24 protein-coding genes are annotated in these 22,187 nt (G+C 41.8%); 15 read left to right on the top strand and 9 right to left on the bottom strand.

What is annotated here, in order from left to right; translation table 11 throughout:
• Positions 1–27: 27 nt before the first annotated feature.
• A complete protein-coding gene (trmB, locus tag F946_RS11020) occupies positions 28–744 on the bottom strand; it encodes a tRNA (guanosine(46)-N7)-methyltransferase TrmB (RefSeq protein ID WP_005400603.1) in 717 nt (238 codons plus the stop codon).
• Between the two features lie 192 nt (positions 745–936).
• Here trmB and F946_RS11015 point away from each other — a divergent pair, with 192 nt between their 5' ends.
• Positions 937–3,390, top strand: a complete 2,454-nt coding sequence (locus tag F946_RS11015) for an ExeM/NucH family extracellular endonuclease (protein ID WP_035326967.1) — start codon at positions 937–939, stop codon at positions 3,388–3,390.
• A gap of 63 nt (positions 3,391–3,453) precedes the next feature.
• On the opposite strand, the gene F946_RS11010 is transcribed toward F946_RS11015, so the two are convergent.
• Entirely contained in the window at positions 3,454–4,896 is a 1,443-nt protein-coding gene (locus tag F946_RS11010) for a SulP family inorganic anion transporter (protein ID WP_004982254.1), read from the bottom strand.
• Positions 4,897–5,115: 219 nt separating this feature from the next.
• Here F946_RS11010 and F946_RS11005 point away from each other — a divergent pair, with 219 nt between their 5' ends.
• The 3 genes from F946_RS11005 to F946_RS10995 all read left to right on the top strand — a co-directional run bounded on the left by F946_RS11005 (position 5,116) and on the right by F946_RS10995 (position 6,792).
• Complete coding sequence (locus F946_RS11005; RefSeq protein ID WP_004982251.1) at positions 5,116–5,727, top strand: glutathione S-transferase N-terminal domain-containing protein; 612 nt, start codon at positions 5,116–5,118, stop codon at positions 5,725–5,727.
• Positions 5,728–5,883: 156 nt separating this feature from the next.
• On the top strand, positions 5,884–6,465 hold the full coding sequence (locus tag F946_RS11000; protein WP_004982249.1) for an NAD(P)H-dependent oxidoreductase: 582 nt from the start codon (positions 5,884–5,886) through the stop codon (positions 6,463–6,465).
• A gap of 15 nt (positions 6,466–6,480) precedes the next feature.
• Positions 6,481–6,792, top strand: coding sequence for a putative quinol monooxygenase (locus F946_RS10995; RefSeq protein ID WP_004982247.1), 312 nt, complete (start codon positions 6,481–6,483; stop codon positions 6,790–6,792).
• A 40-nt stretch (positions 6,793–6,832) separates the two neighbouring features.
• Here F946_RS10995 and F946_RS10990 read toward each other — a convergent pair whose 3' ends face one another.
• The 6 genes from F946_RS10990 to F946_RS17070 all read right to left on the bottom strand — a co-directional run bounded on the left by F946_RS10990 (position 6,833) and on the right by F946_RS17070 (position 10,490).
• Positions 6,833–7,558 carry a hypothetical protein gene (locus F946_RS10990; protein ID WP_004982246.1) on the bottom strand — a complete coding sequence of 242 codons (726 nt, stop codon included), beginning with the start codon at positions 7,556–7,558 and terminating at the stop codon, positions 6,833–6,835.
• 180 nt (positions 7,559–7,738) lie between these two features.
• Complete coding sequence (locus F946_RS10985) at positions 7,739–8,524, bottom strand: thiazole synthase (protein ID WP_004982245.1); 786 nt, start codon at positions 8,522–8,524, stop codon at positions 7,739–7,741.
• 12 nt (positions 8,525–8,536) lie between these two features.
• Positions 8,537–8,734: a sulfur carrier protein ThiS gene (thiS, locus tag F946_RS10980; protein ID WP_004696245.1), complete on the bottom strand. Its 198-nt coding sequence runs from the start codon at positions 8,732–8,734 to the stop codon at positions 8,537–8,539.
• Positions 8,735–8,753: 19 nt separating this feature from the next.
• A complete protein-coding gene (locus F946_RS10975; protein WP_004982244.1) occupies positions 8,754–9,119 on the bottom strand; it encodes a DUF423 domain-containing protein in 366 nt (121 codons plus the stop codon).
• A gap of 129 nt (positions 9,120–9,248) precedes the next feature.
• A complete protein-coding gene (gene rpoH, locus F946_RS10970; protein ID WP_004982243.1) occupies positions 9,249–10,118 on the bottom strand; it encodes an RNA polymerase sigma factor RpoH in 870 nt (289 codons plus the stop codon).
• 138 nt (positions 10,119–10,256) lie between these two features.
• Positions 10,257–10,490, bottom strand: coding sequence for a sulfurtransferase TusA family protein (locus tag F946_RS17070; RefSeq protein WP_004982242.1), 234 nt, complete (start codon positions 10,488–10,490; stop codon positions 10,257–10,259).
• A 391-nt stretch (positions 10,491–10,881) separates the two neighbouring features.
• Between F946_RS17070 and F946_RS10965 the strand changes: the two genes are divergently transcribed.
• Both F946_RS10965 and rhlB read left to right on the top strand, forming a co-directional pair.
• Entirely contained in the window at positions 10,882–11,094 is a 213-nt protein-coding gene (locus F946_RS10965) for a cold-shock protein (RefSeq protein ID WP_004648643.1), read from the top strand.
• Between the two features lie 97 nt (positions 11,095–11,191).
• Entirely contained in the window at positions 11,192–12,343 is a 1,152-nt protein-coding gene (gene rhlB / locus F946_RS10960; protein ID WP_004982241.1) for an ATP-dependent RNA helicase RhlB, read from the top strand.
• A 60-nt stretch (positions 12,344–12,403) separates the two neighbouring features.
• Here rhlB and F946_RS10955 read toward each other — a convergent pair whose 3' ends face one another.
• Complete coding sequence (locus F946_RS10955; protein ID WP_004982234.1) at positions 12,404–12,784, bottom strand: hypothetical protein; 381 nt, start codon at positions 12,782–12,784, stop codon at positions 12,404–12,406.
• A 232-nt stretch (positions 12,785–13,016) separates the two neighbouring features.
• On the opposite strand from F946_RS10955, the gene F946_RS10950 reads away from it, so the two are divergent.
• The 9 genes from F946_RS10950 (at position 13,017) to F946_RS10910 (ending at position 22,111) form a co-directional block, all read left to right on the top strand.
• Positions 13,017–13,592, top strand: a complete 576-nt coding sequence (locus tag F946_RS10950; protein ID WP_004982232.1) for a nitroreductase family protein — start codon at positions 13,017–13,019, stop codon at positions 13,590–13,592.
• A gap of 23 nt (positions 13,593–13,615) precedes the next feature.
• Complete coding sequence (locus tag F946_RS10945; RefSeq protein WP_004982230.1) at positions 13,616–14,689, top strand: NAD(P)H-dependent glycerol-3-phosphate dehydrogenase; 1,074 nt, start codon at positions 13,616–13,618, stop codon at positions 14,687–14,689.
• 102 nt (positions 14,690–14,791) lie between these two features.
• Positions 14,792–15,247, top strand: a complete 456-nt coding sequence (sixA, locus tag F946_RS10940) for a phosphohistidine phosphatase SixA (RefSeq protein WP_004982229.1) — start codon at positions 14,792–14,794, stop codon at positions 15,245–15,247.
• Between the two features lie 29 nt (positions 15,248–15,276).
• A complete protein-coding gene (gspL, locus tag F946_RS10935; protein ID WP_004982227.1) occupies positions 15,277–16,416 on the top strand; it encodes a type II secretion system protein GspL in 1,140 nt (379 codons plus the stop codon).
• Positions 16,416–16,895, top strand: coding sequence for a type II secretion system protein GspM (gene gspM, locus F946_RS10930; RefSeq protein WP_004982226.1), 480 nt, complete (start codon positions 16,416–16,418; stop codon positions 16,893–16,895). Before gspL ends, gspM begins: the two co-directional genes overlap by 1 nt.
• Positions 16,896–16,985: 90 nt before the next feature.
• Positions 16,986–17,996 (top strand): quinone-dependent dihydroorotate dehydrogenase, encoded by a 1,011-nt coding sequence (locus tag F946_RS10925; protein WP_004982222.1) that lies wholly within the window; start codon positions 16,986–16,988, stop codon positions 17,994–17,996.
• Positions 17,993–18,577: a CvpA family protein gene (locus tag F946_RS10920; RefSeq protein ID WP_004696270.1), complete on the top strand. Its 585-nt coding sequence runs from the start codon at positions 17,993–17,995 to the stop codon at positions 18,575–18,577. Before F946_RS10925 ends, F946_RS10920 begins: the two co-directional genes overlap by 4 nt.
• Positions 18,578–18,601: 24 nt before the next feature.
• Positions 18,602–20,137, top strand: coding sequence for an amidophosphoribosyltransferase (gene purF, locus F946_RS10915; protein WP_004696272.1), 1,536 nt, complete (start codon positions 18,602–18,604; stop codon positions 20,135–20,137).
• A gap of 87 nt (positions 20,138–20,224) precedes the next feature.
• A complete protein-coding gene (locus F946_RS10910) occupies positions 20,225–22,111 on the top strand; it encodes a M48 family metalloprotease (RefSeq protein WP_035326736.1) in 1,887 nt (628 codons plus the stop codon).
• Positions 22,112–22,187 lie beyond the last annotated feature (76 nt).

Raw genomic sequence — 22,187 nt, 5'->3', positions numbered from 1 at the left:
AGACCCTATTTTTTGAAGATCTAAAATTTATTTAATTTTCTTAAATAAGAAGTCGTTAATTTTATGACCTTCTTCGAGTCCACGACGTTCAAATTTAGTTTGTGGACGCCAGTCTGGACGTGGGTAACTGTTACCTTTACCTGCCATATTTTCAAGATTTGGACGGTTATCGAGTACATCAATCATCCACTCTGCATACGGTTCCCAGTCTGTCGCTGCGTGGAATGTGCCACCCATTTCTAACTTTTGCTCAACCAGTGGCATACGGTCATGGGATACGAAGCGACGTTTGAAGTGACGTTTTTTCTGCCATGGGTCTGGGAAGTAGAGTTGCACAGCGTTGATGCTGTTATCTGGCATTTCACGTAATACTTGAATAGCATCTGCATCTAAAAGACGAAGATTGGTTAAGCCTGCAATTCCAGCTTCATACACACATTGCGCGATCCCTGGAACATGCACTTCAATCCCGACATAGTTACGTTCAGGGTTGGCCTGCGCCATCAAGACCAATGAACGTCCCATACCAAAGCCAATTTCAACCGTGAGCGGACGCTCTGGATGTTCAAACTGTTGGCGTAAGTCACCTACAGGATATTCCAAAATCATGTGACCATATTGTTCAAGCGCAGTGCGTTGCGAGGTGTTCAGCGGAGATGAACGACGCATAAATGTCACAATTTCGCGGTGTTCATTTAAGTTGTCTAGCTCGACGACTTGCTGGTCTAATTGATCATTCGTCATAATTTTGGCAGATGTAGAAATTCGAAAGCGGTATTGTAAGTCCTGAGCAGGACAAGTCAAATTTTTTACTCAGAATTTATCAAATTCAGCACGCTCTATTTTGATTAGCCTAAAAACTGTCATCATTTATTAATCATGATGTAACGAATAAAAATTAACCTGCCATACGATTTAACCAACTGATAAAAAATGATGAAAAATTTTAAGCCACAGATATTAAGCCTGAGCCTGATTTTGGCAGGTTGTTCTTTTCCTACGTATGCACAACTATTATTTAGTCAGTATGTAGATGGAACTTCAAATAAGAAAGGATTGGAAATTTATAATCCAGATCCGACGACGGTCAATTTGGCAGAATATCAGATTAAACAGTTCGCAAATGGCAGTACCAATGCAAATTTGACAGTGAGTTTGTCTGGGCAATTGGCAACAAAGGGGTATTATCTGGTCGGGCATTCTGCTTTAAAAGAAGCGCTGGGCGATGCGGTACAACAGCAGGCGAACTTAGCTTTCAATGGTGACGATGCTTTGGTGCTTTATCATAATGGCGTTGCGATTGACCGCTTTGGCACAGTGGGTGAACGCCCAAGTACTGGATGGGGTGGTGTTGCAACAGCGAATAGTTTTAAACGCACACTATTAAGTAATCATGTTTCCAGTGCAGGGATTGACGTTACCGCACCATTTGATTTGGCATTGGCATGGGAAAAATGGTCAGATCGAAATGCATTTTCCAGTTATCTTGCTGGAAATACGGCACCACCCCTAACCACTGTGAGCTGTAGTACGACAGCCACCCCAATTGCGACATTGCAAAGTGCAGCGCAAGATGCGGAATATGTGGTGAAAGGCGTAATCACGGCTGATTATCGTTATAACAATGGTTTCTCAGGTTTCTTTGTACAAACACCAGATGTTCAAGCCAAAGCCAATACCAGTAATGCTGTGTTTGTCTATGTTCCATCTTCAAGTCGCGTGACCGGTGGGCAAGTCGGGCAGGAAGTCATTTTCAAAGGTAAGTTAAAAACCTATCAAAACCAACTGCAGCTTCAAGATTTAAGCAGCGATATTAACGTATGTAATACTTCAGCAAGTGATTGGGTTCAACCAATGGTGATCAATTTGCCCTTTGATAATTTGACTGAAATGTCAGGCCATGCACCGAAACGTTATCAGGGCATGTTGGTCAATATTCCTCAAACTTTAACTGTCAGTGAAAACTATGACTATGGACGTTATGGTCAGTTGGCTTTAAGCCCTGCGCGTTTATATATTCCAACCAATCTATATCCTGCCCATTCAACCGAAGCCAAAACACTGGCACAACAGAATTTACGTTCTAAACTTATTTTGGATGATGGCTATAATAATCAGAATAGAATGCCGTGGTTGCCAACGACCTTTAGTGCTAAAAATACCTTACGTACAGGTGTACAACTGCAAAATGTACAAGGCATTTTAGAGTACCGCTATAACCAATGGCGAATTCAACCTGTGCTTGGGGCAACAGCGCCACAAGTCTTAGACGCGACAAACCCACGTGCAAGCGTTCCAGCAAAGGCTACACAGCAAGTTCGTGTCGCAGCATTTAATGTACTGAATTATGACAATGGTTTGGCGCAAGGTTTTCCTACGGAACGTGGTGCAAGTTCTGAGGCTGAGTTTAAAAAGCAACATCAGAAAATTGTCAGTGCATTAAAAGCGATTGATGCGGATGTTTATGGCCTGATGGAAATTGCCAACAATGGTTATGGTGAGCGTAGCGCAGTTGCTTATTTAGCTCAGGCGCTGGGGAGTGATTGGAAATATGTAACGCCTCCGAATGCTGACAAACTTGGAACCGATGCGATTGCTGTTGCCATTATTTATAACGCCAAGCGGGTCAAACCAATCAATGTTGCAGCGGTCTTTGATGACCAGAGCCAGAAAAACCGAGTCACGATGGCACAAACTTTTCAAGCCTTATCTGGCGGGAAGACTTTTACAGTTATTCCGAACCATTTGAAGTCTAAAGGTAGCTGTCCAGATGATAAAACCTCAATAGAGGCAGATCAGGGCGATGGTCAAGGTTGCTGGAATCCAACCCGCGTTAAAGCGGTACAAGCGTTAATGCAGTGGGTTGCGAAGAATCCAACACAGGTGAGTAAACCGAATGTCTTACTGTTGGGTGATCTGAACAGTTATGCCAAAGAAGATCCAATTCTGGCGCTTGAACAAGCCAACTATAAAGTCTTGTTGAATGATGAAAAAATTGGTCAGGGGAAAGCAGCTTATAGCTATATTTTTGGCGTAGCCAGTAATGCTCAAGGTTATGGTGGTGCAGGAAATCTAGATCATGCGATTGCCGATGCAGCACTTTATCCTTTGGTGAAAAAAGCATTTGCATGGCATATCAATGCAGATGAACCGACCGCATTAGACTATAACGAAGAATATAAAACTGAGGATCAAATTGCTGCATTCTATGCAGACGATGCTTACCGCTCTTCTGACCATGATCCTGTGATTGTGGATTTAGACTTAAACGATGCAGTGCTTAACGATGATGATAAAACCAGTGCGGGAAGTACAGGGCTGTGGTCTGCTTTAGGATTAATTAGTTTGACCTTGTATAGTAGCCTAAGACGCCGCAAGAATCAGTCTTAACTTGCTTTATGGATAATAATAAAAGGGCGTCATCGCCCTTTTATTTTGTCTATGGTTTCAACTTTATGAGCTTATACGGTCAATGAGGGTGCTGCTGGCTTCATTTAAACCTAACACCTCGACCACAACACCGTGGACTTCAAACTTTTCAACTACCGCATTTAACATTTGGACTGAAGTCATATCCCAAATATGTGCATTACTGAGTTCAATTTCAACCTTCTGAATATGTTCGTTAAAGTCAAAAAACTGAAAGAATTTCTCTGAACTACTAAAGAAAATTTGACCGCTTACCAGATAGCGACGGGTATGGTTATGCAGTTCAGACTGGACATGAACTGTACTTTCCAGCTTGTTGATGAAAAATAATGCGGACAGTAAAACTCCGACAAAGACGCCCAAGGCAAGATTATGTGTGGCTAAGACAATCATCACGACACTGAGCATCACCACATTACTTTGTAGCGGATGTTTAGAGAAGTTTTTAACCGAGTCCCATTGAAAGGTTGTAAATGCCACCATGATCATAATGGCAACCAAAGCTGCCATTGGAATATAGGACAGCCAGTCTCTAAAAAACACCACCAAACACAGTAAAAACACACCAGCCACTAAGGTTGAAAGCCGAGTACGTGCCCCAGAGCTGACATTAATCACAGACTGTCCAATCATGGCACAGCCTGCCATACCGCCCATAAAACCGCTCACAATATTGGCCATGCCTTGTCCGCGACATTCTTGATGACGGTCACTTTCAGTGCCTGTAACTTCATTTACCACCGTGGTGGTCATCATTGTTTCAAGCAAACCGACGGTCGCTAATGTGATGGCGTAAGGGAAGACAATTTGCAGCGTTTCAAGGGTTAGTGGAATATCAGGAAGTAGAAAAATAGGTAAAGTATCGGGAAAATGCCCTAAGTCACTGACCATACGCATATCCGTGCCTAAAAACAGCGCCAAAGCGGTCAGGACGAGAATACAAATAAGCGGTGAGGGAATGGTTTTCCCCACTTTAGGCAGATAGGGAAACAAATAAATTACCGCTAGGCCAAGTGCGACAAATGCATAGCCCCAGTGATTCATTTGGCTGAGTTCTGGAAGTTGTGCTATGAAGATTAAAATCGCCAGTGCATTTAAAAAACCATACACCACCGACTGCGACACAAAACGCATCAGTTTGGCAACTTTAAAATAACCCGCAATGATTTGAATGACACCTGTGAGAATGGTTGCCGCCAGTAAATACTGTAGGCCATGCTCTTTGACTAGCGTGATCATGAGTAGTGCCATCGCGCCAGTTGCTGCTGAAATCATGGCTGGACGGCCACCAAAAAAAGCAATGCTCACTGCGATACAAAAGGAGGCATACAGTCCGACTTGAGGGTCTACACCTGCAATTGCTGAAAAAGCAATAGATTCGGGAATTAGAGCAAGTCCTACCACTAAACCTGCTAGAACATCGGTACGAATGTTAGAAAACCATTCATCTTTTTTAAGGCTAATCACAGATCAAATTCATTTTAGGGTCAAGGGGGCTATGTTAAAACAACTCTGTTGCAAATTGCAGTGTTGTTGTACTTGAAAAAAAATGTGAATTAGACAATATTCAATAGGCGAACGAATGATTTTTCGTTTACGCTTTTTTGCAATTTACAGGTTTTGATCACTTGAAAGTTTGTTAGAAGCCATTTAAAACAGAGAATAGAGTTATAACAAGGATCAGATATGAAGCTTTATTATGCACCGGGTGCGTGCTCGCTTGCGGCGCACATTATCCTCAATGAAATTAATGTTGACTTTGATTTAGTCCGAGTAGATTTAAAAACACATAAAACAGAAAAAGGTGCTGATTATTACGAAATTAATCCAAAAGGATATGTACCCGCTTTAGAAATTAATCCAGGTTTGATTCTGACTGAAAATGTAGCCATTTTGCCATTTTTAGCACAACATGATCCAAAACAAGATCTTATTCCGCCATCGGGTTTGGGGCGTGCCAAAGTTTTAGAATGGTTAGGTTATTTAAACTCTGAATTGCACGATGCTTATGCCGTTTTCTTTGGTGCGCCATTAGATACAGCTGCCAAAGAAAAAGCTTATGCAGAGATTGATCGTTTACTCAGTTATATCGATAAACAAATTGGTGAGTCGGATCATGACTATTTGGTCGATGATAATTTTGGCCCCGCAGATGCGTATTTATTTGTCCTCACCAATTGGTCAAATGGCATCGAACATGACTTATCACCATATAAAAATATTATCTTTATCCGTAATAAAGTGGCTGAACGTCAGTCGGTACAAATAGCAATGCGAGATGAAGGTCTAATTCCTTAATTTTGATGCATTGAAGAAGCGCCGAAAGGCGCTTTTTTTATACTTTAAAGTTTATTGTTGATATTTAGTCAATAATATTTTGCAGATTCACTACTTATTGGCGCTGAACAGAGTCTATATAGTGCCTGCATAGATTTTGGTTTTTAGGCTCTTCCCATGAAAAATATTTTATTAGTTAACGGTGCGAAAACTTTTGCACACTCGAATGGTCAGTTAAACGATACCTTAACTGAACTTGCACAAGAGGTCTTGTCAGACTTAGGACATCAGGTTCAAGTGACCCGTGCCGACAGCGAATATGATGCAAAAGCTGAAGTGGAGAAATTTCTGTGGGCAGACACCGTGATTTACCAAATGCCGGGTTGGTGGATGGGTGCACCATGGACTGTGAAAAAGTATATCGATGATGTCTTTACCGAAGGGCACGGTAGTCTGTATGCCAATGATGGTCGCTCACGTTCGGATGCTTCAAAAAAGTATGGTTCAGGCGGTCTGATTCACGATAAAAACTATATGCTGTCGTTGACATGGAATGCACCGATGGATGCATTTAACGACGCTGAACAATTTTTCCATGGGGTTGGGGTCGACGGGGTTTATTTACCTTTTCACAAAGCCAATCAATTTTTAGGGATGCAAACCTTACCGACGTTTATTGTCAATGATGTGATTAAAGCCCCTGAAGTTGAAGCTTATATGGCACAGTACCGTGAGCATTTGACGCAAGTTTTTGCTTAATCGGGAGAAGTGACCATGTTAACTGTCATTGCTGAAATTATTTGTCATTCAGAGCAAGATTTTACAACGGTTCTTGATTCATTCAACAACATCCGTGAGCAGGTATTACAAGAGCCCGGTTGCTATCTCTATGATGTGCATATCGACCATCCTGCTGTTGAGAGTGCATTACAAACCAAAGTACCGTTTTCAATCATGATGTATGAAAAATGGGAAAGCATGCAGCATTTAGAAACACATATGCACAGTATCAATATGCAGCAACATGCCCAAGCAACTGAAGGTGCAGTTGCTCATGTACAAATTCGTATTTTAGAAGCGCAATAAGCTACGCATATGAGTTTGACAGCGCTTTTCTTCGCTCTGTTTATTTAAACTCCAGTGGCTCATTGAACTGAACCTGTTCGAATTTCAATGTGTAGCGCTGTTTGAGTGTTGTCCATTGAACTTTGACAGGTTGTGTTGTTTCAGCAAACTCATTTTCACCTGTCGTACTTTTTACTTTACCTGTCATAAAGTTGATACTTCGCGACGTGATGTCGCCTGATGCACGGTGGAAATCATCGACATCATAACCAATCAGCTTAAATGCACGGTCTTGGTATCGGAAAGTATACGTGTGATTGGTCACATACCACGAACCACAGCTTAGCCAGTAGTGCAGATGAATTTTGAGCACACCTTTTTGAATGCTTAACGCTTCAGTCTCACCGAGTGGATCAGCGAGGCAAGGGGACTCTATGTCACCTTCTGTCGGCAAAGTAGTATTAGTCGCCGAAAGTTGATAACCATGCGTTTGCTTCAATAAAACCAAAAGCTTTCGTTCATTGATATTGAGGACATCACTCCCTAAGCGATCATTTTTAACGAAATGTTCAGGATTGGTGTCTTCAATAATCAGGGCAATATCCGCTTGACCATCTTGGTTTAAATCGCCTTGGACTTTTTCTAAAATCTTCCAGTTTGTTGGCACAAAAGATTGGTAGCTCGTTTTGAGAGTCGGTTTTTCCTCTACTTTGGCCCAAGCATTGCTTGTGAGTGTTATGAAAAATAGGGTGTTGAGTATGAGTGTTGGTCTGATCCATTTTTGCATGGGCATCGTTTCCTCTCATTTTTATATGGTTATAGCTGTTAATAAATAGGATTGAGTGTATCAAAGCGTGTGGTGAAATGTCCCTATAACCTAGATCAGCATAAAATACTATCTTTATGTTGAAATAAATAAAAAGGACTCCGAAGAATCCTTTTTGATTGCTTAACAAAGATCAAGAGATTATTTAAAGAAATAACCTGTTTCTGGTGAGCTTGCATTGGCCATACGTTTGCGAGGCATACGACCTGCGAGGAACGCTTCTCGACCTGCTTCAACTGCTTTTTTCATTGCAGAAGCCATTAAAATTGGATGTTGAGCGGCAGCAATCGCGGTATTCATCAACACGCCATCACAGCCGAGTTCCATGGCAATGGCTGCATCACTTGCAGTTCCTACACCAGCATCCACCAACACAGGCACTTTGGCATTTTCTTTAATAATAGAAATCGTGTGTGGATTCAAAATTCCTAAACCAGAGCCAATCAAACTGCCTAAAGGCATGATGGCAACGCAGCCCATGCTTTCAAGCTCTTGTGCCACAATTGGGTCATCCGAGGTATAGACCATGATTTCAAAACCATCGTCAATCAAGGTACGTGCCGCTTTCAATGTTTCGGTAATGTTTGGATATAGCGTTTTTTCATCGCCCAATACTTCAAGCTTGACCAAGTTATGACCGTCTAATAATTCACGCGCTAACATACAGGTACGCACGGCACTATTGGCATCAAAGCAGCCTGCTGTATTTGGGAGAATGGTGTATTTTTCAGGTGGGACCACGGACAATAAGTTTGGTTGATCAGGATGCTGACCAATATTGACACGACGAATTGCAACGGTCACGATTTCTGCGCCACTGGCTTTAATGGCCAAATCGGTTTCTTGCAGGTCTTTATATTTACCTGTGCCCACCAGTAGACGAGATTGAAATGATCTAGAACCAATGATGAGAGGGCTGTCTTGCATGTGAACTCCGTATTAACCGCCACCGACGGCATGAATAATTTCAATTCGATCCATTGCACAAATTGGAGTGTGTTCCAATTTACTTTTACTAATAATGTTTTCATTTTGCTCAACAGCAAAACGTTTGCCTTCAAGTGCAAAGGTTTGCACCAGTTCAAGCAGGTTTTTACATTCGGTGTGCTGTAGTTCGCCGTTTAAATAAATTTGCATGGTGCTCATCTCTAGTTGTTTACTTGGCATATTTCATGGCATTCCATGCCAGAACCAACCAACCTGCAATCATCAATGCACCACCAATCGGGGTAATCGCACCTAGGCCACGCGGTAAGCCCAATGCCATGACATACAGGGAACCGCAGAAAAAGAAGATGCCGACTTGGATCAGTAAAAAGCTGGTTTTGATGGGAAGTTGAGGAATAACTTTGGCCAAAATACCGAGTGCCAGTAAACCAAGTGCATGGTAAAAAAAGTAATCAGTTGCAGTTTGCCACCAAGCCAATTGGGCTTCAGTAGCACGTGCTTTGAGACCATGTGCGCCAAAGGCACCTAATATAACGGCAAACGCTAAATTCAGCGCTGAAATCGCAATCCACATATGCAATGCTTTACTTATATCACTGTGCGCAACAAAGTAGCATATTTTGAAGAAAGGTTAAAAGACAAAAAGCCTCATTTATTAGTAAAAAGAAAAGGGCATTTCGCCCTTTTCTGTATTGGTATCATCTTAGTTTGATGACATTGCCACTTTAATTTTTTCCATGGCATTTTTTTCAAGCTGACGAATACGTTCGGCTGAAACATTATATTCAGCAGCCAGTTCGTGCAGCGTCGATTTTTCATCATCTAACCAACGGCGCTGTAAAATATTACGCGAACGGTCATCAAGCTGTTCCATCGCATCATGCAAAGCATTGGTGCTCTGTTCTTCGTAATCTTCTTCTTCAGCCAAACGCGCTGGGTCGTAGCGGTTATCTTCAAGATAGAGCGCAGGTGCAACATGGGTTGAACCTTCATCGTCATCATCGCCCTGAGCTTCAAACGCTGCATCATAAGCAGTTAAACGACCTTCCATTTCTAACACTTGTTCAGGTGTTACATTGAGGTCATTTGCAATCGATTGTGCTTCTTTTAAGGTGAGCTTTTTAGACGATTTTTTTAGACTACGTAAATTAAAGAACAGTTTACGCTGTGCTTTAGTTGTCGCAATTTTGACAATACGCCAGTTACGAATCACATATTCGTGAATTTCTGCTTTAATCCAGTGCACCGCAAAAGAAACCAAGCGTACGCCCATGTTTGGGTCGAAGCGTTTAACGGCTTTCATTAAGCCCAAGTTACCTTCTTGAATGAGGTCACCTTGAGGTAAGCCGTAGCCTGCATAACTGCGGGCAATATGAACCACAAAACGCAGATGCGACATGACTAAAAGTTTAGCAGCATCGAGGTCTTGGTCATAATAGTAGCGTTCAGCTAACTCTTTTTCTTGTTCCGCTGTCAAAATCGGGATTTGGTTGACAGTACTAATATAAGCGCCCAAGTTTACACCTGGTGCCGATAATGACAGGGGCATCAATTGATTGCTGCTGTCACTCATGTGTTCTCCTTAGGGATTTCATTTTTACCCAACAATTGAATTTATCTTAATCCAATCTTCCACTGAATAATGGAAAATTGGGTATAGAAATGTAAACTTTTATGCAAATGTGAATAGACTTAGTGTAATTGAAAAGAATTAAGATTCAATGAGGTAGTGAAATTCATGCTCATTAATTTGTTTCAAAACGCAAGTTAAATGATGGATTTCGCAATACCGCGTGATATCGATCTGACTGTGCGGATCAGACGATTTTAATAAAAAATGCTGCGCCGGACTCTTCTTAAGTGCGCGTTTAAGCAACAACAGAGGCATAGGACATGGTTGCCCCATTGCATCAATAATGTTGGTATTTTGTTCGATATCACTCATATAGATAAGTAAGGCTTCACAACATTTAGGTGGGTAGAAATATTAGCAAATTCAGTGCCAAAACCCAAATATTTCATGTGTTATAGGCCTATAGTCGCTATATCTAAAATTACAAATAACTAGTTAAAAAATATGCTGAATTAAAAAGACGATTAATCAAAAAAAAGGGTATGAATTGTTTTTAACCCATGTTAAGCTCGTCGCGTACTGGGATTTAACACAACCATAAATTGTTTTAAATCCTATTTTACAAATGGATGTAACCGGGATTTTGTTAATAGTTATACAGAATGATTACAAGCTTAGAAATAATAAATATTTTTAAACCTTGTTTGGTCTGCTGTTTGCAACACCGGGTGGTCCTTCTTTTAGATACAATGAGGATTAACTTATGACAGCTCGTGAACAAGGCGTAGTTAAATGGTTCAACGACACTAAAGGCTTCGGCTTTATCCAACGCAATGGCGGCGACGATGTATTCGTTCACTTCCGTGCAATCCAAGGCGACGGCCACCGTTCACTACGTGACGGCCAACGCGTTGAATTCAGCGTTGTAAAAGGTCAAAAAGGCTTCCAAGCTGAAGAAGTACAACCTTTAGACTAATTGTCTGAACGTACTTTAAAACGCCCCAATGTAAATTGGGGCGTTTTTGTTTATACTACAGATCAATTTTCGTGATTTTTCGTCAGAGCGCACTTATATGTCATCAGGTTTTGAAACCTTAAATTTACATCCTCAACTTAAACGAGCTATTGATGCTTTAGGTTTTAAGGATATGACGCCTATTCAGCAAAAGGTTTTAAAATTCACTTTGGCGGGACACGATGCAATTGGTCGTGCGCAAACGGGAACCGGTAAAACAGCGGCATTTTTGGTGAGTGTGATTAACGACTTGCTGAATAACCCAATTCAAGAGCAGCGCTACCGCGGTGAACCTCGCGCCTTGATTTTAGCACCGACCCGTGAGCTTGCACTGCAAATTGAAAGCGATGCGAAAGAACTCACAAAATTCTCAGATTTACATGTCGTGACGCTTTTAGGCGGCGTTGACTTTGATAAACAAAAAGCACAACTCGATAAAAAACCTGTCGATATTATGGTGGCGACGCCAGGTCGTCTGATTGACTTTGTTGAGCAAAAAGAAGTTTGGCTCGACCAAATTGAGTTTTTGGTGATTGATGAAGCCGATCGCTTATTGGATATGGGCTTTATTCCTTCAGTAAAACGTATTGTTCGTTTCTCACCGCGTAAGGAACAACGTCAGACTCTGATGTTCTCTGCAACGTTTAGTTACGATGTTTTAAACCTTGCACAGCAGTGGTTGTTTGAACCTGTAACTGTTGAAATTGAGCCAGAGAAGAAGACCAATGCAGATGTTGAACAACGGGTGTACATGGTCGCAAAGTCAGATAAATATAAATTGCTACAAGACATTCTGCGCGATGAGCCTATTGAAAAAGTGATGATTTTCGCAAATCGGCGCGATCAAGTGCGTAAACTCTATGACAACTTAAAGCGTGATGGCTATAAAGTGGTGATGTTGTCAGGTGAAATCGCACAAGACAAACGTTTGAAAATGCTAGATCAATTTAAAAATGGTCAACATAACATCATGATTGCAACTGATGTTGCGGGGCGTGGTATCCATGTGGATGGTGTATCGCATGTGGTGAATTTCACCTTGCCTGAACAGTCGGATGACTACGTACACCGTATTGGTCGTACAGGCCGTGCAGGTACAAGTGGTGTGAGTATTAGTTTTTTATCTGAAGATGATGCGTTCTATCTACCCGAAATTGAAAAAGCCATTGGGCAAAAACTACCACTGACACGTTTAGAAGGTTATTGCTAATCGTTTGACGTGATTGGTGTAAAAAAAACCGCTCAGATAAGCGGTTTTTTTATGGCATCTTTATTTTGCTTTACACGAAAAAGTCAGGATTGTTTGATAGTCACTGTCTTGGTTAATGCCTGAGTTTGTGCCCGAAATAGAACCCAGTACAGATGCGGCTGCTTGGATCATTTTTCCAGTTTCGTCACTCACTACGCCTTTTAAAGCACCTTGATATTCGGTTTTTTCATCACTCACAATCGCCGTTGCTTTAGAGCCACACGTTTTAGCTGCTGCTTCAATGGCGTTGTTTTTTGCAATCAATGCAGTTTTACCAATACCCGTAACTTCGTATTGATTGTCAGCTTTTTGGATCGCTAAAGAGTTGCTTGGTGTTGATGCGCAAGCGCTTAGAAGTAGTGTTAGTGCTGCTGCTCCAGCAATAGCGATATTCTTTTTCATTTCATACCCCAGTCATGTTTTATTAAATCATTGTTTATTGGAACATAGCTTGTAGGATGAATCATGTAAGAAATGTATGAAAAATGCAGTCTTATCGAATAGTTTGAAAAGTAATCAAGATTTTAAAATTAGTTTTGTCGAAACTGGGTATTTCATACTGAAGCGCTAGAGCAAACTTTTCAGAGTGTGCTACTCTAAAACGTATTGTTTAATTTGAAAGATTAAGAGCCTAATGACGGAACTCGCGGTAGATATCGTTCACCAGAATATGCATCAACGTCAATCGATTGGCCATTTGGTCGAGCCTGCTCCCAATGCAGAACAATTAGAGCGGGCATTTCAAGCCGCATTGACTGCACCAGACCATCATCGTTTAAAGCCGACATGTTTTATCGTAATTGCTGAAGATCAACGTGAGGCATTTGGTGAGTTATTGTCACAAGCCTTGGCAGATTTGGGTGAGACTGAGTCAGCACAGTTAGAGCGTGTTAAAAATCATCCTTTTCGTGCCCCCTTACTGGTTTTGGCACTGACCAAATTTCAATCGCATCCGAAAGTCCCTAATTTTGAGCAGACTTTAAGTAGTGGGGCTGCTATTCAGAATTTTATTTTGTCCTTACAAGCTCAAGGTTTTTCGAGCATGTGGCGTAGTGGGGCAGTGGTGGAATCGGTGCATTTCAAACAGGCTTTAGGCCTCAGTGCAGATGATTTGATCTCAGGTATTTTATATATTGGTACGGCAGTTAAAGCGATTCCGTCACGTGCCGAAATTCAAACCCAAGATTATGTAAGTTATTGGAATCAATAGTTCCATTTTAGGATATAAAAATAATGTCAGAGTTAAAGTTTTCAGATTTGGTTGAACCTGTAGCAGTAGATCAAAAAACGGCACTACGTATTACAGTTTTGGGTGGTGGTAGTTTTGGGACGGCCATGGCGAATACCGCGGTTCGTAATGGCTGCGATACCATGATTTGGATTCGTGATGAAGCCGTTGCAGCTGATATCAATGCGACGCACGTAAATAAACGCTATTTGCCCGATTTTAAACTTGAAGATGGTTTACGTGCAGTTTCAAATATAGAAGAGGCTGTTCGTGATCGCGACATTATTTTGGTGGCGATTCCGAGTCATTCTTTCCGTGATGTACTCAAACAAATTAAACCGTTTATTACTTCGCAAGCAGTGGTGTCTTTGACCAAGGGTATTGAAGCGAATACTTTTAGTTTTATGAGTGATATTATTCGCTCAGAGCTACCAGAAGTGCCTTATGGCGTGTTATCTGGGCCGAACTTGGCCAAGGAAATTGTGGCAGGACAACCAGCGGGAACAGTGATTGCAAGCCAGTCTGACTTGGTGCGTTATGCGGTACAGCAAGCTTTACATAGTGCCTTGTTCCGTGTTTTCGCCAGCGATGATGTGCATGGTGTAGAGCTCGGTGGTGCGCTTAAAAATATTTATGCGGTCGCGATGGGAATGGCTGCTGCGTATAAAGTCGGTGAAAATACCAAAAGTATGATTTTGACCCGTGCTTTGGCGGAAATGAGCCGTTTTGCTGTGAAGTTGGGGGCAAATCCACTGACCTTCTTAGGATTGTCTGGTGTCGGAGATTTATTCGCAACGTGTAGCAGTCCACTCAGTCGCAACTATCAAGTCGGTTTTGCATTGGGTCAAGGCAAGAGCTTGGAACAGGCAACCACTGAATTGGGGCAAACAGCAGAAGGCATTAACACCATTGTGCAAGTCAAAGCACGTTCCGAAGAGTTGGATGTGTATATGCCGATTACTAGCGCTTTATACAGTGTTATTTTTGAAAATGCTCCACCAATGACAATTGCATTATCCTTAATGAAAAATGGACACCGCAGTGATGTGGAGTTTGTTTTGCCGCATCATGAGGTTTAAAGTCACTTAAAAAACGAAATAAAATGAGCGTTTAAGTGGGTAGAATGACTGAATTGTCATAAAAATTAATTAAAATAATCAGGATTTGAATAAGGGTTTTTTATGCAACTGACTTTGGTCCGTCATGGCGAAGCTGCACCACCGATCATGGGGAATGACACTAAACGCCCACTCACTGAACGTGGGCATGCACAGGCAGAGCAAACTGCTGACTTTTTAAAGTCAAGGATTCAACCTGATGTCTTTGTGGTTAGCCCCTTGCTGCGTGCGCAGGAAACATTGGCACACATCAAACAGCACTTTGCGGATGTGCCTGTCGTAATCTGTAATACCATTAAGCCAGATGATGATGCAAAAGCGGCTGTGGAATGGTTATCACATTTGCCGTATGAGTCTATTGTGGTGGTGTGCCATATGAATGTGGTGGCACATATCGCCTCGATTTTGGTGACAGAATCTTTCAATCCTTATGCTTTGGCTGAAGCGCGGATTTATGAGCAAGCAGTTATCGCGGAAGGCTTGTCGACACAAACAAAAGCATTTATACCTAGCATATAAAAACCAATTAAAACGGCAGAATATAATACATGTTGCAAATTTGGATGCCCGAAGCCGATGGAACATGGCACTGGTCTATAGGGGAAAGATGGCAATCTGCTCATACACTTGAGCAATTGATCCAAGATATACAAGCGCATCATGGTGAGGAAGCAACTGTTTTCTTTCCAAGCCGTGATGTGCAAATTATTCAGCAAAATATGCCTAAGGCCCAATACAAGCAGTTGGGGGCTGAAGGTGTGAAGTATTTGCTCGAAGAATATGTATTGAGCTCAATCGATCAGATGAAAGTATTACATCACTTTCAAGCGCCTGAACAACTCACTGTTTTGGGTATTTCAAAGCATCGTTTAGAGACTTTGCAGCATGCCTTGAGTTTGATTCCTGTGAAGCTGGTCAGTCTATTGCCTGATTTTCTGATTTTGCCTGTACCTGACGCAGAACAGGTAATCTTGGGTTGTATTGAAGAGCGACTCTTATTTCGCTCTAATACTTGGTTGGGCGGATCAAATGATGATCTTGCTGTATTTTTAGATTATCAAGCAGCCAATCAAAAATATAAGATTTGTAACTTGAGTGCTTCACACATGCATAGCTTAAACGCCAGTGTGACGCAGGAGCAGCTTGAGTCTTTCCATTATGAATGGGTGGTATTGCCAAGAGCAAAACAGCATCCATGGAATCTTTTGCCGAAGGTGAAAGAGCAACATGTTTCAACGGGCTATTGGAAAGCCTGTGCAGCGGTATTGGTTGCGTTGATTGTGACCCAACTGACCTACGATGCGACGCGTTGGTATCAAAATAAAAAGCTTGCAGAGCAAGTGGCTGTGCAAGTAGTCGATCAATTTAAATATTGGTTTGGTGCGAACTATCCTGTGACCGAGCAAACCCTGCGAAGCCAGTTTGAATATCAACTGAATATGAATAAACAAGCGGATGCGCAAGCTTTGTCTTTATTGAGTCGCGTTGGGCCTGTGCTCATGCAACAGCAAATTGTGGCGAATCAGGTGGTGTATGAAGCGAATAGCCTAAATATGCAACTTAAAGCCAACTCGGCAGAGGCTTTACAGACACTCACTCAGCAGCTTAATCAACAAGGTTTTCAGGTTGAATTAGGCAATATTCAGCCGACCACGGGTGGGGCAATTGGAATGGTGAAAATACAATAATGAAAGCCATGCAAAATTTACAAACTGTTTTGGATCAGCGTTTAGAGCTGATCAGTACTTATTTTGATCGTCTTACACCGCGCGACCGTGTATTAGCCATCTTCTTGGTCATTTTCGTATTGGTGAGCTCGATAGGGGCTGCACTTTGGTATACCCATGCTGCGGCAGAGAAACAGCAAAAACGCGTGAACCAGCTCAAAGAAACCATGACATGGATGCAGAGCAATGCAGTCACCATGAAATCGAGCTCAGATGGGCAACTGACTCCGATGGAGCAGATTCAACGTATTGCACAGCAGCAAGGTTTGTCGGTTGCTTCGCAGCAGAATGCTGAACAAATTCAGTTGGTGGTAAGCCATGCAAACTATGTGGTGTTGGCCAACTTTTTGACCCAACTAACGCAAAATGGTTTGAGTATTGAAAAAATGGAGTTGGTCTCAGATGCAGGGCAGATTAAATTATCGGCTAGCGTTAAATAATCGCTAAAAATAAAGCCAGACGAAGCATGGTGTTTTAGCTAGGCTATGCCTATAATATGGCGACTTAAAAAGCAGTAGACTTTTACAGATATGTTGTATTCTCTTGCCCGCCCTTTGTTGTTTACTTTAGCACCAGAGCGTGCACATGAGCTAACACTATCGCTATTGAAATCAACGCATAAGCTAGGCTTAATGCGTCAAAATATAGCGGCTAAACCGGTGACATGTATGGGCATCGAGTTTCCCAATCCTGTAGGTTTGGCTGCTGGTCTAGATAAAAATGGTGCTTATATTGATGCACTGGCAGGTCTAGGGTTTGGTTTTATTGAAATTGGAACCATTACTCCACGTCCACAGCAGGGTAATCCTTTACCGCGTTTATTCCGTATCCCACAAGCTAAAGCCATTATTAACCGTATGGGTTTTAACAACGCTGGTGTGGATCAATTGATTGAAAATGTCAAAGCGGCAAAATTTAAAGGTGTTTTGGGGATTAATATCGGCAAAAATGCGGATACCCCAGTCGAAAAAGCAGTAGATGACTATCTCATTTGTTTAGAAAAAGTCTATAACTATGCGTCTTATATTACTGTTAACATTTCTTCTCCAAATACTAAAAACCTGCGTAGTTTGCAAAGTGGTGATGCTTTAACCGAGCTGCTAGAGACGCTGAAAAAACGTCAGTTAGAGTTGGCTGAAGAGCAGCAGCACTATGTACCCTTGGTGTTGAAAGTTGCGCCGGATTTGGAAGCGGAAGATATTCAATTTATTGCGAAACAACTGCTTCAGTTTAAAATTGATGGGTTGATTGTGACCAATACGACTTTGTCTCGTGAAGGGGTGGAAAACTTACCTTTTGGTGATGAAGCGGGTGGTTTATCTGGTGCGCCTGTGTTTGAGAAAAGTACAGCGTGTTTAAAAGCCTTTGCTGAGGTTTTAAGCGGTCAGATTCCTTTGATTGGTGTGGGTGGGATTTTGTCGGGTGAGCAGGCGCTTGCAAAACAAAATGCAGGGGCAAACCTTGTACAAGTTTATAGTGGCCTCATCTATACAGGACCAACCTTAATTCAAGACTGCGTCTCTGCAATGAAAACAACATGAATGCCATTGATATCTTCATATTGATTGTATTGCTCATTGGAGGGCTCAACGGTTTGCGTCAAGGATTTGTTAAAGCCTTTGCGAACTTGATAGGATGGATTTTAGCGCTAATTGTTGGTGCTAAATTTGCAAGTGTCCTAGCACCTTCGATGGTCTCACTCAGTGAAGATCCAGTGGTTCAAAAAATTGCAGCTTTTGCATTTATTGTATTGGTTATTGTGGTTTTGACGTGGATAGTCACGGCATTACTGAATAACATATTGAAGAGTTTAAAACTCGGGCCTTTGAATCGATTAGCCGGCGGTGCTTTTGGTTCATTAAAAGGGTTGTTAATTGTTCTGATTACGATGCAAGGTGTGGGTTCTTGGGTTGAAAGCTCTCCATATTGGAGACAATCCAAATTTGTCCAAACACTTTTGCCTTACGCGCCTTGGGCGATGGAGCTTTCTAAAGAGGCTGCAAGCGAGGCGATGTCACATATCAAGTCTAAAGATACACATGTATCTTCAGATTCTTCACCGAAAATTTCCTCGAAAAATGCTGAGGGACAGGGTGAGTCAACAAATAATCCTTTTTATTAATCCTAGCTTGTCTGCGAGGTTGCTATGTGTGGAGTAGTTGGTATAGCTGGTAAATCAGCTGTTAACCAAATGTTGTTTGATGCATTAACGATGTTACAACATCGTGGGCAAGATGCAGCTGGGATAGTAACCTGCCACGAAGGTCGTTTATTCTTACGTAAAGACAATGGCATGGTTCGTGATGTGTTCCACACTCGCCATATGCGTGCATTACAAGGTAACTATGGTATTGGGCATGTGCGTTATCCTACTGCGGGTTCATCGAGCAGCGCTGAAGCGCAGCCCTTCTATGTGAACTCACCTTACGGGATCACGTTAGCGCATAATGGTAACTTAACCAATGCTGAAGAAATTCATGACGATCTGTTCAAAACAGACTTACGTCATATGAATACGGATTCAGACTCAGAAGTACTGTTAAACGTGTTTGCGCATGAGTTGCAAAAACGCGGCAAATTGATGCCTACAGCAGACGACATTTTTCATGTAGTTAGTAAAGTACATGAACGCTGTAAAGGTGGTTATGCTGTAGTTGCAATGCTTACTGGGCATGGCTTAGTGGGCTTCCGTGATCCAAATGGTATTCGTCCACTGATTTACGGTTCGCGTGAAACTGATGCGGGTATGGAATATATCATTGCATCTGAGTCTGTCGCTATTACGGCACTTGGCTTTAAAGTTGAGCGTGATATTGCGCCGGGTGAAGCGATCTTTATCGACTCACAAGGGCAGATGTTTACCAAGCAGTGTGCTGAGGCGCCTGAATACCGCCCATGTATTTTTGAATATGTTTACTTTGCGCGTCCAGATGCGATCATTGATGGCATTTCAGTCTACAAAGCACGTTTAAAAATGGGCGAAAAGCTTGCTCAAAAAATCTTGACGGAGTGGAGTGAAGAGCACGATATTGATGTCGTGATCCCAATTCCAGATACCTCGCGTACCTCTGCACTTGAACTGGCAAATATGTTGGGCGTGAAGTTCCGTGAAGGCTTTATGAAGAACCGCTACATCGGCCGTACCTTCATTATGCCAGGTCAGCAATTACGTAAAAAATCAGTACGTCAAAAGTTGAACCCTGTTGAACTCGAGTTCCAAGGTAAAAATGTACTTTTGGTGGATGACTCGATTGTGCGTGGTACTACGTGTAATGAAATTATCCAGATGGCACGTGATGCGGGTGCGAAAAAAGTCTTCTTTGCTTCTGCTGCGCCGATGGTGAAATATCCAAACGTGTATGGCATTGATATGCCAGCAAAAGAAGAGTTGATTGCATCTGAGCGTACAGTTGAAGAAATTCGTGAAATTATTGGTGCAGATCGTCTAATTTTCCAAGATTTGGAAGACTTAAAAGCAGCTGTGCGCACTAGCAAAGTACCAGATTTACAAGAGTTTGATTGCTCGGTATTTGATGGTAAATATGTTGCTGGTGGTATTGATGAAGCTTATTTAGATGAATTACAGGCGAAACGCCGTGAAACATCGAAAAAGAAAGACAGCTATATTGATGTCAATATTGATGCAGCTTCCGTTGATTTGACGGGTGTGAAAGAAGTCTAATTGATTTAGATTTGAGAAAAGCGGGAGTTTCCCGCTTTTTTCATTTATGATGGTTTGATTCAAACAATGTAAGAAAAGGGATTTACATTGAAGGGTGTAAGTTATTCAATCATAAAGAATAAAAATATGTTGTGGTCTGCCAGTATCTGTTTGCTTGCGGTACTTTTGTCGCTATTTATTTTAAATACTGTGGCTGGACTGCTGGTTTTTTATTTTGATTCGAGTCAAAGCATTTTTTGGCATAGCTTAAGTATTTATATCATTGGTTTATTGCTCTTGGTGATGAGTTATTCCGTGGTGTATGAGCTGTATGTGTTTCGTTCAGGTGGACATAGTCTGGCCAAGCAACTGCGTGCACGACGTCTAAGTTTGATTGAAAGTACACCTGAAGAAAGTATTGCACTGAAAATTACAGAAAAACTAGCGGATACTTTTTTAATTGAAACACCTGCTGTCTATGTTTTGCCCGATGAGGTGGGGGTAAATGCCTTAACCGCTGGTTTTTATCCCAAAGATATTGCGATTATTTTAACGTGGGGCGCACTGCAAAACCTCGATGAACTTGAGCTGACGGGGTTATTGAATCATGAGTTTAATCAAATTTTATCTGGTGAGACCGCTGAAAATACACGGTTAAAAATTCTATATAGTGCCCTCACCACCTTTAGTCAGTGGGGCAGTAAAATTGCTAAATTGGGATTTTCAACTCATCATAAAAAGTCGCAAAGTTTTGAAACTACTTTTGTCGCAACAGGTGGTGTGATCTGGTTGATTGGTAGTTTGGGGGTGCTGGTTACCCGCTGTATTAAGTTTCTGACGTTGGGGGGGCGTACTTTAAAAAATGATATGAAAACACGTCGCCTGATGCAAAATGATGCCAATATTCAAACCCTGATGCGTATCTATGTGCATCACGCAGGTTCACAAATTCACAGCGAATATTCTGAGTCGATTGCACACATGTGTTTTGCCAACTCATTAAGTGCGCAAAGTTGGATGAATATTCATCCAAGCATTGAAGAGCGTATTTATGAAATGAATCCGAATTTGGTTCAAGATATACAGTTGGAAAACCTAGAAAAACTGCGCAACCGTCCGCTATTTGGCTTGTTTCGTTCCTTAGAAGAGCAGTACGCGGATTTCCAAGCCCCTTGGACTTCACCGCAGCCTTTGCCCTTATTACGACTGTCTCCGATTAGTTTTGCCATTAAAGATGCGATTAAACCGCTCAACCCTGAAGTGCGTGCGCATATTGAACGTCCAGAGTTAATTCAGCGTGCTTTACAGACCGCAACAGGCTCACGCGAGCTGATGGTCGCAATTCTCATGATTCGCCAATTCCGTGAGTTTATTCCTGTTGAGGCTGAAGTCAGCCGTGCCATTGTTGATTCATTGTTAAACCTAGATGGTCGTGTTCATATTTCAATTTTCCATGAGGCATGCCGAAATATTGGTGGCATGCCAGCGACAATTGCACGCCAGTTTTTATTAAAGTTGGCGAGGATTATTCAGGAAGATGGTGAAATTGGACTGTTAGATGCGCTGTTACTCGAACGAGTTAAGTTTGAGCTGAATTTGTTGCCTGTACATACACCTGCGGCCCTAGATGAAGTTAAACCGCAGATTGTGCGTTTAATTGATGCTTTGTTACATGTGCAACAAATCAATAGTGAAACACAGCTGGAAGTACGAGAGAAAATTTTACGTCGAGTTTTAACAGTGCAAGAGTTGGAGCAGTATGCGGAAATTTCAGATGAGCCGATTGATTTGGCCGAAATTTTAAATGATATGGCAGGGTTGCTGCTACGGGATCGTTTGAGTATTTTGGGAGTGGCTGAAATTTGTTTATGGAATGACCGCATTATTACTCAAGATGAGCAGGATGTTCTGGAGTTGCTCTATTGGCGTCTCGGTTTTGACAGTGAAGAGATCGTTGAGCAAATGCAAAAGAAAAATCGCTTGATGATTGTTTAATTGAGTGGTGAATTTTGCATTGAGCATGTTCTTGATGTTTGCCTAGTGTCTACGCGAATAAAATGTGAAAAGAACA

Origin of the sequence: Acinetobacter johnsonii ANC 3681 (genome assembly GCF_000368805.1) — a bacterium.
GTDB classification, from domain to species: domain Bacteria; phylum Pseudomonadota; class Gammaproteobacteria; order Pseudomonadales; family Moraxellaceae; genus Acinetobacter; species Acinetobacter johnsonii.
The sequence above is the reverse complement of the archived record's forward strand: the minus strand, read 5'-3'. Positions and strand labels throughout refer to the sequence as shown.